General features: G+C 39.6%; 11 protein-coding genes. 10 read left to right on the top strand and 1 reads right to left on the bottom strand.

Annotated features, from left to right (window positions below):
- Positions 1-248: 248 nt before the first annotated feature.
- Positions 249-389, top strand: coding sequence for a hypothetical protein (locus A9970_RS29075; RefSeq protein WP_376746074.1), 141 nt, complete (start codon positions 249-251; stop codon positions 387-389).
- A 29-nt stretch (positions 390-418) separates the two neighbouring features.
- On the opposite strand, the gene A9970_RS18705 is transcribed toward A9970_RS29075, so the two are convergent.
- Positions 419-1,510: a DKNYY domain-containing protein gene (locus A9970_RS18705; RefSeq protein WP_182983325.1), complete on the bottom strand. Its 1,092-nt coding sequence runs from the start codon at positions 1,508-1,510 to the stop codon at positions 419-421.
- A 543-nt stretch (positions 1,511-2,053) separates the two neighbouring features.
- Here A9970_RS18705 and A9970_RS18700 point away from each other — a divergent pair.
- The 9 genes from A9970_RS18700 to A9970_RS18660 all read left to right on the top strand — a co-directional run bounded on the left by A9970_RS18700 (position 2,054) and on the right by A9970_RS18660 (position 15,386).
- Positions 2,054-3,781: a hypothetical protein gene (locus A9970_RS18700; protein WP_182983324.1), complete on the top strand. Its 1,728-nt coding sequence runs from the start codon at positions 2,054-2,056 to the stop codon at positions 3,779-3,781.
- Between the two features lie 10 nt (positions 3,782-3,791).
- Positions 3,792-7,289: a DEAD/DEAH box helicase gene (locus A9970_RS18695; RefSeq protein WP_182983323.1), complete on the top strand. Its 3,498-nt coding sequence runs from the start codon at positions 3,792-3,794 to the stop codon at positions 7,287-7,289.
- Between the two features lie 16 nt (positions 7,290-7,305).
- Entirely contained in the window at positions 7,306-7,995 is a 690-nt protein-coding gene (locus tag A9970_RS18690) for a hypothetical protein (RefSeq protein WP_070563412.1), read from the top strand.
- Positions 7,979-8,632, top strand: a complete 654-nt coding sequence (locus A9970_RS18685) for a hypothetical protein (RefSeq protein ID WP_112373843.1) — start codon at positions 7,979-7,981, stop codon at positions 8,630-8,632. The genes A9970_RS18690 and A9970_RS18685 overlap by 17 nt, the downstream gene beginning before the upstream one ends.
- A gap of 14 nt (positions 8,633-8,646) precedes the next feature.
- Positions 8,647-9,402 carry a hypothetical protein gene (locus A9970_RS18680; RefSeq protein WP_070563419.1) on the top strand — a complete coding sequence of 252 codons (756 nt, stop codon included), beginning with the start codon at positions 8,647-8,649 and terminating at the stop codon, positions 9,400-9,402.
- Between the two features lie 124 nt (positions 9,403-9,526).
- Complete coding sequence (locus A9970_RS18675) at positions 9,527-9,901, top strand: hypothetical protein (RefSeq protein ID WP_070563422.1); 375 nt, start codon at positions 9,527-9,529, stop codon at positions 9,899-9,901.
- Between the two features lie 124 nt (positions 9,902-10,025).
- On the top strand, positions 10,026-10,343 hold the full coding sequence (locus A9970_RS18670; RefSeq protein ID WP_070563425.1) for a hypothetical protein: 318 nt from the start codon (positions 10,026-10,028) through the stop codon (positions 10,341-10,343).
- Positions 10,344-10,481: 138 nt separating this feature from the next.
- Positions 10,482-13,733 (top strand): TonB-dependent receptor, encoded by a 3,252-nt coding sequence (locus tag A9970_RS18665; protein ID WP_182983322.1) that lies wholly within the window; start codon positions 10,482-10,484, stop codon positions 13,731-13,733.
- Positions 13,734-13,865: 132 nt separating this feature from the next.
- Positions 13,866-15,386 (top strand): RagB/SusD family nutrient uptake outer membrane protein, encoded by a 1,521-nt coding sequence (locus tag A9970_RS18660; RefSeq protein WP_182983321.1) that lies wholly within the window; start codon positions 13,866-13,868, stop codon positions 15,384-15,386.
- Positions 15,387-15,398 lie beyond the last annotated feature (12 nt).

The following is a 15,398-nucleotide window of genomic DNA, read 5'->3' as shown; positions in this document are numbered from 1 at the left end:
AGCCGATTTCAGTGATTATCTTGAAGATTCAAAAGGAAGGGAATTTTTCCCTTGCTGGATTTGTAAATTATCGTCAAGAGAGGCCAATAATGAATATGCTTTTTCCTTTGAGCCGATTAATTTGGTTAATCGGCTCAAATTTTACTTATATTTGAGCCGATTAGATTTTTAAATCGGCTCAATATGTATAACTGGCAATATAAAGAGTGGCCTAATTTGAGCATGGAATTGAAGGTTTTATTGGCGGGATGACTGCAAAAAAATATATTTCTATTACACGGACCTCAAAAGCTACTGCGACTAGGGATCTGCAAAGGTTGCAGGAACTGGGGATAGTTGAACAGTTGGGACATGGGAGATCTGTACGGTACGAACTCATACTTTCTTAACGCCGGGCGTAAAGTCCTCGGTGCTTCTATTACTTCTTTGTAACCGGAACCAAAATAACCTCCCCTTTATTGGTTTGATACCAGTATCTGTTGCCAAGGTCATCTTCGAAATCATGGTTCACCCGAGATTTATCAACCTTTTTGAAACTTTTTACATCTGGTCCGTTGAATATTTTATTGCCAATGAAAATATGTTTGGCATCCTTGGCGACGGCAAACTTGAGGACCTCAAAAGTCTTTGGATCTGCTTCTGAAAATATCTGTTGCTTATAATAGACATGATTTTTGTCGCGTGACCAAGTGGCGTTTCCGTTTGATCCTTCTAATAATTCAAAGCTGCCCGGATCGACCGCAGGGTATCCAAATTTCTTTCCCGAAATAACTATCAATTGGTCAATGATTACTGTTTTCTCATTAAGGAATTTGATTTTATTTGACGAAGGAATATTGATTTCCAACAGGCCGATATGTTGATGAGGTTCATAATAAAGTAACTTTTTACCATCCAGTAGGATATATGCTGCATTGAGCGCCTCAACGCGAGCAGTTTTGTAGTGCAGCGAAAGAATACCTTTGTCCGTAACAACATAAAGCTGATTTTTATCTTTTACAAAGTTGCTGTTGATAACGCTGAAAGTCGCATAGTCGACGTGAAGGGGTTGATACTTATAAAAGTAATGTGCTTTATCTTTAGCTAGTGCCGGCAGTTGATCATATAACGTCGTATAAGTTGCCGGATCGGCTCCATCAATAATGGTAAGCTGGTTTTGGTTGCAATCGGAAGTAGCCGACGCAAAACCTTCAAACTTGAATACGTGTTGTTGATCGACAGGAATCCTGTTTTTCAGTTGAAAGGTCTTTACATCCACCAGCTCTTGGGGACAACCCATAAAATAGACGCGATCCTTATCGCGGGCATAGACCTCTTTAATCACTGAAAAACTAGCTACATCGGCAACGGTCTTTCTAGACCCTCTTTCAAAACCATTGCCGCCCGGTATAAAATAAATCGCGCCGTTCTTTTTATAGTAGTCTTCAGATAAAGGACTGACCTGTTCCTTGCAGGAAAGGAGTAGACTTATCAAAGCACTTAGGATTCCCATTTTTAAACTACTGTTCATAACTGTAAATGCTATGTTCTATAGCAATTATTAAAGATCTATTCCGCTAAAGATAACGGAAATATATAAGTAATCTGTCGATTGTTTACAATTCGCTTCTCGCCATTTATAATTCGTGTATTTAAAGCACTATTGGATTTTCTTATTGGCTATTTTTAAACATACACAAGTGAAATCTAAAAAATAATTTGTTTTAAAATTGTTAATTTATATATTTGTATATATTAACTATATAATTGTATTGTTATTGTTTTTCTTGTAATTGAATTACAAAGTGTTTAGTTACCAAATTACCAGCGGTAGCTCATCACTTTTTCACGAAATGAAAGTTTCGATACATTTTTAATTGTGGTGCTGGTATTTCCTAAAAAGCCAAGGGGCGAACGTCTATCTAATAAAACGTGTTGACCCTATGTAGTCTCCTTGGATATTATACTATCTTTTTTACAAATTAAGTATTGATTATTTGCAATAATGGTCTTTAACAGTTTGATCTGTTGGTCTGTCTTATTGCGCCAATTTTTTAACCTTAAATCATTTAGTATGGAAATTAATAGCCAATTAATTATTGATCGGCTTTCCCAGCGTATGGATCTCGATCGTGCCTATGTCGTTAAATATCAATTTCTCGATCAGGAATCGCATCATTTAGTTTTAGCGCTTAAACCCGTGAGTGGACTTTCACACAAAGTGCTAAAACCTATTGTGGAATTGTGCTTGATGGATCAAGAGAACATTTCATTTGAATTGATTTTTGCGCCAGAATTGAAGAATAAAATAAAGCTTGGGAGCTTATTTTATTGTTATGCGATCTTGCCTCAGCATGAGATTTTTAGTAGTACACGAAGTAGTTCTCTCGTCAGTAAAGGAAAGGAAATACGTGGCATATTGGATCTCTCGGAAAAGTATTATGAGAAGGCGACTGCTGTATCCGCGGAGTTTTTACAGGGAGCACAAACATTTGCAGAAATAGCCAATTATCCGCGTGCCTTATTTATGGTTCACCAAAGTTTGGAAAGTCATCTGAAACTGCTTCAAGTAATGGTAGAAGGTAAGGGAAATAATGTACATAGTCTTGACAGTCGAATTCGGAGCCTGCATACGCATTTTCCGATGTTCAAATCGGTCTTTATGGGCGAGGCAGACGAAGATAAGATGCGTTTTGCATTACTGGATAATTCTTTTAATGCCGTTAATCAAAATAGAGACCTGGATATTTCAGCCGTAGATGCTTCGCAACTATATGATCGTTGTCTCGTATTGCAGGCTGCAATAGAAAAGTTGTTCCGCTACTTTACGGAAGCCTTGCAGGCCGTATACGATGCGCTTGTGGCCGCAGAGGGCGCTGCTCAAGCGGCGCTAGAAAAGAGCAAGTTGGCTAAAATGAAGGAACAAGAGCAAGTTGAAGCTGGTGCAGACTTTCATAGTTTCCCTTGGCCAGCGCAATATCAGAGCGATGTACAGGAGTTGTTGCATCAGATCCACCAGGAAAATAACCCCGAACAAATGATGTTGCTCAATTATTATGTCAGCGATGCCCATGGAAAAGGGCTGTTTGATTTTCCTCGTCAGGAAAATGGAAAAGCCGAGATCTACCTTGTTGTGATAAAAAAGAAATTGGGTCACTGTCACTTTCGAAAAGTCGCTTACGGTCAAGTTACTGCAGTTGTAGCTTTTATTAGCACAGATTTTCTGGCAACAAAATTGGATCTGGGTAGCCGTTTCTCCCATACCATTTGGAATGAATCTGTTGTTCTCTATCGCCATCCGCGTTATAAACCCACCTATTCCGTTTCTCCGGTCAATTGGCATGATACGTTATTTAAGACATCCATTTCATGGACACGCAATTCAAAACTCATGCAGGATCTGCTAGGTGTATTTGCCTTTGAAGGACTTACTAGTCCACAATTAGCTGTATTATTTTTAAATCAATTGACTTCTATTGGACTATATAGTTATCTATATCTCCGAATCGGTTATGCGCCAATGAATGTGACTATAGCGGATCTGGTGGACTGGACATGTATCTGTGATAAAAAGGTGAAAGAATTTTTTACAGCAAGAAATGAGGTGGAGGAAATATTGAATGCAGAGCTGTTAAAACAAATGAAAGGGCGAGTCTATGAGCTTCCTTCACCATTGGCTCAGCTTGATATGGACTACTTTAAGTCAAAAGCGAAAGAAATTACGGATTTCTTTGTCGATCTCTGCGATCAGAGCATACGGTATATGGAGCTGAAATCGGAGGTTAATTTCAATAAGCAATAAAAAAGGATTTATGGAAAATAGTGTTGAAAATCTGGAGTTAGTAACAGATGTCGTTCCGATTATACCTGACAAAGAGAAGAATAGCTTTATTATTCCTTGGGAAAACCAAGAGGATCTTTATATTTCATCAGACTACTTTCTTAAGCTCTATAAAGGAGAAATACCACTGACGGATTTTCAGCTTTATAGTTACAGCGTTAGGATAATCAAAGTCAACAAGTTTAAATGGCCATTTTCTCTAAGAAGAGACGGAAATTATAAAAACAAAAATCTCAAAATTGATCTCGAGATCCGAGAAATCGGATTGAAGGTTAAGTGCGATTGTAAAAAGCGTCATGATAGTCTGTGTGATTATGTAATTATTGGACTTTATCGTAAGTTTTTAGTCAGTAATAAATTCTTACATGATTTATATGCAAAAGATATTGCCATCCTACCCGAAAGTCAGCATAAGTACTTTCAATTGGGTATTTCTAGGCTATATTACCGCAAGGACAAGGTTTGTATTGAAAATCATAATCAATTTGGTCAGGTATATAATTATTTCGACCACCAGGAGCTTGAATCGGAATTGCTAGATGCAGCATCTGAAAACCGATGGATGGAACAGCATGAGGCGCCTTTTCCGAATTTTATGTATGTTATTCCTAGAGAGCGTCAGGTGGACGGACTGCCCTTTTTAATACCTTTTGAAATAAACAGTAAGATAAATTATTTAGAAGAATTTGGTAATAAGTTGGCGAATTTTGCTGATAGTGATGTTTTAAAAATCGATTTATGTCGTAAGATTTTAGCTTTTTCCAAAAGTCCACAAAGACAATTAGGGGATAGGGAAAAAGATGAGACGCGAAATGACGCTGATCGTGTGGAGAAGGATATTATCATCAGTGCTTGGCGTAAACTTTTGGAAGGAAAATCGGATCAAAGATTACGTGTTGCTTTTGTCGATAGAAATAATTTTAAAACTACAATTGAAAACTTCAAATATCCATCCAAATATCGTACAACGTATCGGAATGTGATTTTGGCGGGCGATGATCTTAGTCTGAAATTTCATTTGAAAGAAGGCAGCGATCACCTGCTTCTATCGTTAATTCTTGTCTACAAAGGAGAGGAGTTGAAAGACTATACATCCGAATGTCGGTCCAATTTCTTCTTTATCAATCTAAATGAAGACGAGTGTCTTTTTGTTGATAATCTTCAAAAGGAGTTTCTATTACGTTTCTTTTACAGTATTTCTACTAAAATAACGGTGTTAAAGCGGGACTATGAAGACTTCTTTACGCGTATGTTGATTCCATTGTCAACATCCTTTCACATAGACCTTGAACCTTTAAACAAGGATACAGTTTTTATTTCTAATACCGCTCATCATGTGCCTCAATTTAAGGTTGTGGTGGAGAAAGACGACGATGATCATTTAAATTTCGAATTGAAAGCTATGCTGAGTGAAAAGGAAGAATATGTAATTCCATATGGAGGAAACTTGATTTTAAAACCGGAAAATGGAACCTGCCTGTATACGGAGAGAGATCTTGTTGGCGAGCATGAGTTTAATACCTTTATTGAAGCTCAGTTGCCAAATTTGAAAAGCTGCACCAATAGAATGGTTAAGCGCTTGGAATGGCAGGCGCATAGCAACAGAAATAGACTGTATGAATTTATAAAAAAATGTAAGAGCAAGGGGTACAAAACTATTCTGAACAATATTTCAAAGGGAGCTTATTTGCTGCCACACCAACTGAAATGGGAAGTATTGGATATTCGTCAGGACAATAATGTATTTTCCATTTACATGATTTTCAAATTTGGAACAACGACCTATTTACCGGGAGAGTTTGAAGAAAAGATCATAAATGACTACAGTAGCATCCAATTGGCAGATAAATCTTTCGGATATATTAAAGCCTCAGATAAAGCATTATTTGATGTGCTGTTTAATTATGCGCTGGTTGAAACCGACTGTCTTAAACTCACTTCAGCCCAATTGCTATCTTTCCAAACACGGCTGGATCGAATTGATCCCCGTATTATTCAAAATAGCCTAGCTGAACGTCGAAAGAAACTGTTGAATACGGATGAAATAGCCCTGTTGGATGTTCCGAAAGAGATCCAGGCAGAGTTGCGCCCTTACCAACAGGCAGGATTTAGCTGGATGGTATTCTTAAGTGATTTTCAATGGGGCGGTATCTTGGCTGATGATATGGGATTAGGGAAAACCTTACAGGCAATAACGCTTTTGGAATATTTCTATCAAAATAATCCAAAGGCGGCCCCCTCAATTATTATTGTACCCAATTCCTTACTATTCAATTGGCTGTCAGAATTTAAGAAATTTTCCCCAAATCGTCGGACTGCTATTTATCATGGACAAAAAAGGAGGGAAATCACAGAAATAGAGAACGAATCCATCTTGATTACGACCTATGGAACAGTTATGATGGAGCTTGATTTTCTTAAATCCCAGTCCTTTAGTTACATGATTTTAGATGAGTCGCAGGCGGTGAAAAATCGTAATTCAAAAAGATTTAAATCGCTCACTGAGCTAAAATCCTGCTATCGCATAGCGATGACAGGAACACCGATTGAAAATGGCGTGGAGGATATCTATGCACAAATGAGTATGGTCAATCCGGGTTTTTTTGGAACTTATGGCAATTTTAATAACACCTATAAGGGGATCAAAGATGAAAATACAGCGCAAGAAACTACCCTTGGCCTCCAAAAGATGATTCAACCTTTTATTCTTCGGCGTACAAAAAAACAGGTTGCTTTGGACCTTCCTGAAAAGACCGAAACAATTCTCTATATGGATATGCTTCCAGAGCAAAGGAAAATATACGATAAGGTCAGAAAAATATTCAAGGGAGAGATTGAAAATAATCTGAATAGCGCTGATTCCACGAAATCCAAATTTTTAGCGATCGAGGCGCTGCAAAAACTACGGCAGCTTTGCAACTCCCCCATTCTGATGAAAGATGGCGGCTTCGGTCATGAATCTATTAAATTGGATTTTATTGATGAGATCATGGATGAAGTAGCTCCAAATCATAAGATTCTTCTCTTTTCGGCGTATACTTCCATGCTTAAGCTGGTGGCTCAACGAATCGAAAATAAGGGAATAGCTTATGTCTACCTTGATGGTAAGATGAATCAAGATCAGCGGCAAAATGCGGTCGAAAGATTTCAGAACGAGGACGAATGCCGTGTGTTTCTCATTAGCCTTAAAGCGGGAGGAACCGGCTTAAATCTAACGGCTGCCGACTATGTCTATATTTTGGATCCCTGGTGGAATCCTGCTGCCGAAGCACAGGCGATAGATCGTTGTTATCGAATAGGGCAAGAAAAGCATGTGATGGCTTATAAGATTGTTTGTCGGGATTCCGTTGAGGAGCACATCTTAGCCCTTCAAGAAAGTAAAAAACGAATATCCGAAGGACTGATTTTAGATGAGGCTAATCTAATGAAATCGATCAGTAAAGATGAGCTGCTTAAATTATTTGAATAACCAATTGTACACTATAATGATCAAAAAAGTATCTCCACAAAAAGCATCCTATGGGGGAATGATGTTTTCGCACGATTTTCAACTATGGTACACCTATCTAAAACTGAGAATAGAAAAGGGCTGGAGACCTGAAGAACTGTCGTTCTTGGTTGGTAGACCTGATCATGCATATTTAGACTTTGAAAAAATGTATCAGGTACGAAGTTTTTTGACCCAGGAATCGATCTTGCTGGATCGAATATACATGAGCTCATGCATTGAACCGATGGAATTCCATCGCGAAAGATATGAAGTTACCGAAGAACGTCTCGTCCGTCTTCATATTGAAGAGGACGAGGTCAGGTGGCATTATTCTATCGAAATTCCTTGGCAGTTTGTCTCGCAAAAAAAGTCTTCAATTGCATTGCAATTTGAGGAATGGAAAGCTGAAAAAGATGTCCAGCTTGAATCGGATGCGATGTTACATGTGCGCCAAAAGATTGAAGGGCTATTGGGTCTGGAATTCTTTGGGCATGGTGCAGCTCCTTGGCAACTGTTTCGGAAAGTTAAGGAAACGGGACAGGTTCATCTCCAGATTTATCCAAGGCATTTGAAAAATGTGCCGTATGGACTCATTCAGCAAAACAGGTTGGTCGTCAGAAATGTGGAAGGAAGGTATTCTTTTTATCCGGTTGATCGAAAGGAGGAGCATGCAAAATTTAATTAATGATATTCACCGAGAGAGATTTCGCGCAGAATTTTCCATGTACTATGCGGGTATTATTTATCTCCTGATATTAAATCGGATCAGCTGCGGTTTTACCCGTGAAGAAATGGCTTTCTTAATGGGACAAGAGCAAACCTATGTTAAGGAAATGGAAGAACTTAAAATCCCGTCCGGAAATCTTGAAGTTATGGTGCATCTTAATTGGGTGTTTAACCGCAGGAAAGTGGATATCAATAAATTTGATAATAAAACAAGCTATCAGTTTGAGTTGACGATTTGGGAAGAAAAGGCTATTCGATATTATCAAATGGAATATTTTATTAATTCCGTTGAAACTATGACTTTTTTTCAATTAATGGAGGAAATCAGGGTAGAAGATTCAGCCCAAGCTGAACAGTTCGCATGCGATTGCATGGTAGTGGAAATCGTTTTGGGTAAGCTTATCGAGATGGATTATTTTAAGAAATATAGAACACCGCTTGAACTATGGCGTTATGCGGAAAAGTATCTGGGAGAAAAAATTTGCATAAAAAGCTTGATGCATGAAATTGGCGTGTTCGTAGGAAAGAAAGGGAGTGCACCGCTGCGGAAAACTAAAGCCAAGAGTTTTGGCTTCCGCTATATCGCACATAAATAAAAGATATTAAAAATATGGAAGATATAATAGGAGTACCTTTAAAGGTACCACGAAATTTTCGGTTAATATGTGAGCTTTTTGGTATCGCTGTGCCAGCTTTTATTCAATTGTTTCTAGATCATTACTCTTTTATAGATCAGAATTTTAAAGATAATTCGAGCTATAATATTGCGACTAGGGCTATACGTTTTATCAACGATAAAATTCCTAAAGACCATAATTGTTTGAAGATCGAATTCAAAGATAATGACAGGGATGTGGGGATGAAATTATTGCGACGTCAGGTAAAATTAGCAGTCAATAGAAATTATAGTACCGGCGAACGTAGAAATAGAGGACGTATTATTACTGCGCAGCTTTATGATCTTTTTGCTAAAAAGGTAATGCTTAAAGATCGAATCTATTTAGATGAAAACATATACTTTAAATTGAGTAAGGATTTTCTGCTGACCTGCATTATGAATTCCGTTCATCCATCGCATTATATCAATACCATGATGCTGCAGGCATCAACACCTGATTTTTTAGCTGCAATGCACCTCGATAAAGCCACTTATAATCCAGTTTTGGGATTTATTCATCGTGTCCATGACGGTTACGGCGGCCTTATTGATTGGGAATATCGTAATACATCTTTTTTTAAACGATTTATAATGGATTTGCAGGAACTCAATAAACGCTATTTTTTCTATCGGGATCTTGATCGAAGAATTGCACTTTATCACGTCTGGCTAGATAATCTTCTGGAAACTAAGGATGACGAATTTTAGTGATAAACAACCTTTGGGAAGTTCGGGAAACAACTTGTCTTTTGATGAAGATAGCGTAATCTTACAGCGGTTAAATAGAGATAACTAGGATAAAAAAATGATGACTTCTTAAATTAAATAAATAATGGAAACATTCGAAAATATTAAATTGACAACGGCATTTAAACAATTCTGCGATCTGTTTGGTTTTAGCCCCGAAGAAGTGGTGCAGGCGTTTATTGACAAGATTGACATTGCTGAGTATATGTGTGATCCAATACACCCCGACCGTTGGGCTAACGTATTTGCGATGGAATATTTGATCCAATATACACAGTCCGAAAATAGTATCGTTGAATATGGGGAATTTGCAGAAGAGTGGGTGAAAATGATGGAGACGAATGAGGGGGGAGACCTTGTCGGAAAAACAAGATCGCTATTGGATGCTTGGCATAAAAGAGTTTTAGAGGACCGCATCCATCTTATCATGAAAGGAGATGATGGGAAGGATACAGCATAAATCTATGTTAAGTTTGATCAACCTTGTAAAATACGACGATCAAAATGTGTAGAACTAGCTAGTCAATGCCAAGGTACCTATAGTGATTATAACATGCAATCAAAATGAATTGCTATATTTAATCATGCATGCAAAACCTGAACAAAGTAAAACATCAATAGTGCCAGCATTATTCAAAGTGCTTGTTGGTACTATTGGTATTTTTGCTATTATGACAGTTTGTTTCTATCACAATGAGCTGGATGTCGATGGCAATTTAACGGTAGGATTTCCATGGATATTCTATAGGGAGGGAAGCGGCTATAGCCTTGATCTTAATGAGCAGGTCGGATACCATGAGTTTGAACCTCTAAAATTGATCGGCAATATTCTTTTTGCGGCTACTTTATATCTTCTGATTTTATGGATTTATAGTGCTTTTAGTGGGAAGCCTAAGCAATAAATCTTAGGTTTTTTGTTATCCTTTTGTTAAGTTTTTATAGCGTGCTAACCCGGTTTATTTAAAAACTGTTAATGTTTTGTTGACCCTGCCTTCATATAGCATTTGTAATCTTGTACCCATAAATCAAATGCGCTACTTATGAAATTTAAAACCAACAATGTCTTTTGGTTGTTATGTGCCATTGCAGCGAGCTCACCCGCTGTTCAAGCCAAATCGCTCACACTAACCACGTCACAATTTACGTATGCACAGGGGATCGTTAAAGGCCGTGTCGTCGACGCCCAAGGAAATGCTGTCGCAGGAGCAACCGTTCAAAATTCGAAAAGTAAAAAATCTGTTCAGTCTGACGAAAAAGGGAATTTTCAGATCGAGGCCGAAATGGGTGATAACCTCAGTATTTCTTTTATTGGGTATAGCAGACTTGTGCAAGCTGTTACCCAATCCAATGGGCAGATCTTTTCCTTACATACCGACGAGAACACACTGGAAGAGGTGACCATCTCTATCGGATATCAGCGGATCAGAAAGTCGGATGTCACGGGCGCAATCGCCAGCGTTAAGGCCGAAGAACTCAATTTGAGCGCACCAAAGTTATCCCAGGCATTGGTTGGTAAAGTAGCAGGTGTACAGGTGATGCAGACAAGTGGCGCTCCATACGATGGGACCAAAATGCGCGTCCGCGGAATGGGATCGATCAACGCTGGTTCGGATCCATTGTACGTTATTGACGGTTATCCAGCAGGGAACAATTTAAATATCAACCCCAATGATATTGAGTCTATCGATGTGTTAAAGGATGCCGCTTCTGCAGCGATCTATGGATCTCGTGGTGCTGGCGGTGTTGTATTGATTACAACCAAGCGTGGCAAGGAAGGTAAGAGTAATGTGGACTACGAAGTATTGGGGGGCTTTGGTCAGCTTTCCAAGAAAATCGATGTTTTAAATTCGGAACAGTTTATTGATCTCCTGATTGATGGTCGTAACAATTCGTATAAAGACCTTCTGGCTACGAAAGGGATCGCTTGGAGCGATAGTAGACGCTTTGATGATAATAAAACGCGTATCGCCAATGTCGGAAATGCCGGTTCAGTAAGTATTCCTGAAGACTACTATGACTTTGCGTCCGGTACCGCAAAAAAAGCGAAATATGATACGGATTGGCAGGATGCCTTATACCGTAATGCTTCTTTCCAACGTCATAATCTCTCTACGTATGGCGGTAACGAAAAAAATCGCTATTTCCTAAGTGGATCTTATCAGAATCAACAAGGGATCATGCTGGGGACGGATCAAAAAGTCTTTAATTTTCGTGCCAATATCGATAGCAAAGTAAGCAAGAGGTTGACCGTCGGCGCAAACGTATCGTTTACATATAACGACAATAACGAGGTGACGACAGGCCGTTACGACAGAAGTCCGTCTATGGCGGCTTTAATCTATCTGCCGACACTGCCGGTTTATAATGAAGATGGAACCTATGCCAAATACCTGATGGCCGATCTTTCGGCGAATAATTACGGTATCCAGAACCCTGAAAACCCACTGGCTTATGTTACTGAGATTAAAAACAACCGTCGTGGAAAGAGAGGGGTATATAACGCCTTTGCAGATTTTTCCATTATGGATGGCCTAAATCTAAAAGTAAACGGTGGACTGTCTACTTATGACGAGAAGTATGATTATTTCCGTCCGACAAGTATATCCGATGGAAACAACAAACCGTTTTCACCGCAGGCAATTTCTGCTGCCTATGCAGATGCCAAGACAAAAAATGAATTGGACAAATTGCTGGAAACAACGTTAAACTATAACAAGACCTTTGGTGGTAAACATCAGGTATCCGCTTTATTGGGCTATTCGGCGCAACGAACAGATTATGATTATCAAGGTGTGAGAGCCAACGGTTTTAATAATAATGCAATTGGGGAAATTACAGATAAAGGAGCGGATCCTTCTAATTTCCAATTGCTAAAAGACGATACGTTCAAACGTACGACAACGCTCCAGTCTTATTTCAGCCGCGTAAATTACAGCTTCGATTCGAAATATTTCCTTTCGGCATCCATTCGTACTGACGGTTCGTCACGCTTTGGACCGAACAGTAAATGGGGAACTTTCCCATCGGTTTCAGCCGGGTGGACCCTCTCCAAGGAGGAGTTTTATACGGATTGGTTAGGGCAACAATCGACAGTCAAACTAAGAGCGAGCTGGGGACGTAGTGGAAATAATAATATTGGTGATTACAATGCGATATCCGTGATCAACTCACCAGCAGGTGTGATCCTTGGGGATAAAGTAGAAACCTCTTATACGGCTGGCAATCTACTCGATCCAAAATTGAGCTGGGAAACAACTTCGCAATACAACGCCGGTCTTGATCTCGGTTTGTTGAAAGGCCGCCTCAACATTATGACCAACTTTTACCTGAGCCGTTCCTTCAATTTATTATTCAACCAGCCACTCTCCGCTGTATCTGGATCAACAACGATCCTGACCAATCTGCCAAATTCGAAGGTGCAGAATAAAGGTTTTGATCTACAGATTGATGCAACACTGATTCGCAAAAATGAATTTGAATTAGGATTCAGTGGGAATATCAATGTCAACAGAAATAAAGTGCTCGATCTTGGTGGGGCTTCTACCATTCTGACGAATGGTGCTGAACGCTCCTACTTAACGCATATTACACAAGAAGGAAGTCCAATTGGTATGTTCTATGGTTTTAAAGTTCTGGGTGTTGCAACAGAGGAAAACTATAAAACTGTCGCACCTTCTGCGGCTTCAACAACCCCACTGCAACCAGGAGATCTTTATTTTGAAGATGTAGATGGCAATGGTATCGTCAATGATGCCGATAAACGTGTGATCGGCAATCCGCATCCTAATTTTACCTATGGCTTTGCCGTTAACGCACGCTATAAGGCATTTGATCTACGGGCATCATTTAATGGCTCCCAAGGGAATAAAGTGCTGGATGGCTATGATTATTACCTCTACAATATGGAAGGTTCCGGTAACCAATATGCGGATGTCGCACAACGCTACCGTTCGGCTCAAAATCCGGGAAATGGTAAAGTCTACCGTGCATCGCGTGGCGGTACGCAAAGTAACAGTACACGTCTTTCCGATTTTTATCTGCAGGACGGTTCATTCTTGCGTATGACAAATATTGCCTTGGGTTATAATCTTCCCAAAAGCCTAGCAGAAAAATTAACACTTTCTGGGGTAAGGGTCTACGCGACCGTGGACAATCCATTTACGATTTCTAAATACAAAGGCTACAATCCGGAACCCGATTATAATCAACGCGGCAACCTGACTCCAGGTGTGGATTATGGGCTTTATCCATTGGTGAGATCATATAACCTTGGTGTGAAAGTAACGTTCTAATAGCAGGATCGAGGAGCTGTTGTGCGTAGGAATATCAAGGAAAGCCCCGTGTTAAGCTCCAGTATTGTAAAATAGTCCTACAGACTGCTCTTTGTAGTTCCGTGGGCTGATGAAAAATAAAAAAATAACAGGATGAAAAAAAGATATATATTACCCTTTGTTTTGTTGGCATTGTCTTCATGTACCAAAGATTTTTTAAATCAGAAAAATCCCAACGCCGTTACGATTGATGATTACTTCAAGTCAGAAAATGATGTGCTCTTGGCGGTTAACGGTCTTTACCAGTCCCTTCGTTCGGGAAGTACGATCGGAGAATCCAGTACATTGTATAATGAGGAACGTTCGGATAATAGTGGACGTAATGATAACCAATCCAACGCCGGCGAGCCATTCCAATTCAATGACTTTTCGTTGCTGCCAAGTAATACCTATCTAAAGACGCATTGGTCGGCTATGTATGCGGCAATCAGCCGCTGTAATGTGGTTCTGTCACATGTCGACGATGTGACCTTTACGAGTGCAGAATTAAAAGGACGTTATATTGCGGAAGCGAAATTCGTTCGTGCATTATTATATTTCCATATGGTGCGTAAATTCGGAGATATTCCATTATCTACGGTACAGGTGACCAGTAAAGAGCAAGCAAATGAATTGGCTTTTCGGCAAAAAGAGTCGGTTGTGTACGAACAGATCATTAAGGATTTGACAGAGGCATTGTCCAGCAATCTTCCCAATACACAGAAAGATTACGTCATTGGCAGAGCATCTAAATCGGCTATTAATGCAATTTTGGGACAAGTATACTTAACGTTGGGAGCAACGCAGACGTCGGGGAGTGCAGAAAATTTTGCGAAGGCAGAACAGTACCTTAATGCGGCCTACCAAATGCGAACTTTTGGTAAACTGAACGAAATCCCCTATGCGGATGTTTTCGATGTGACCAAGAAAAATAGCTGTAAAGAACTCGTTTTTCAGATTCAGTATAAACAGGGAGACCAAAACTATAGCTCGAGTATTGCCCGTAATTACCAGGCGCGAGGAGAAACCATCAACTCACGCTATAACTCGACCGGTGCGGGTGAAGTGGCAAAACTAGATTTGGTTAAAGATTACGAGCAAAGCGATATCCGAAAAGATTTCTCTGTGAAGTTTGCAACAAATACCCAGGTTAACGATTGGTTTGTAACCAAATTTAGGGATAACAGTGACGCTGCCGGTACCAATGGTTGGGGCGGAAACGACTGGATCTTGATCCGTTACGCGGATGTGATGCTGTTGTTGGCCGAGGCCAAGTATCATCTGGGTAAGGATGCGGAAGCTATCGCGCTGTTAGATCAAGTACGTGAACGTGCCGGATTGCCTTCCTATGCTGCTTCCATGTTGAATACGGCTTACCGCAGTAAATATCCAACTTTAAAGGAGGCTATATTGCATGAACGCCGTGTGGAACTGGCATTTGAAAACCAACGTTGGTTTGATCTCATCCGTAATTACAATGCACAGGAACTGGTGACTTATTTCAAAACGAAAAGCCAGGCTGATTATGGAAATGCTAAAATCTCCAATATTTCGACAAAAGATCGATACTATCCAATTCCTTTTGATGAATATAAGCTGGATCCGACACGTATGTATCAAAATCCAGGTTATTAATCTGTTATCGAA

The organism is Sphingobacterium sp. UME9, assembly GCF_014170215.1.
Taxonomy (GTDB): domain Bacteria; phylum Bacteroidota; class Bacteroidia; order Sphingobacteriales; family Sphingobacteriaceae; genus Sphingobacterium; species Sphingobacterium paramultivorum.
The sequence above is the reverse complement of the archived record's forward strand: the minus strand, read 5'-3'. Positions and strand labels throughout refer to the sequence as shown.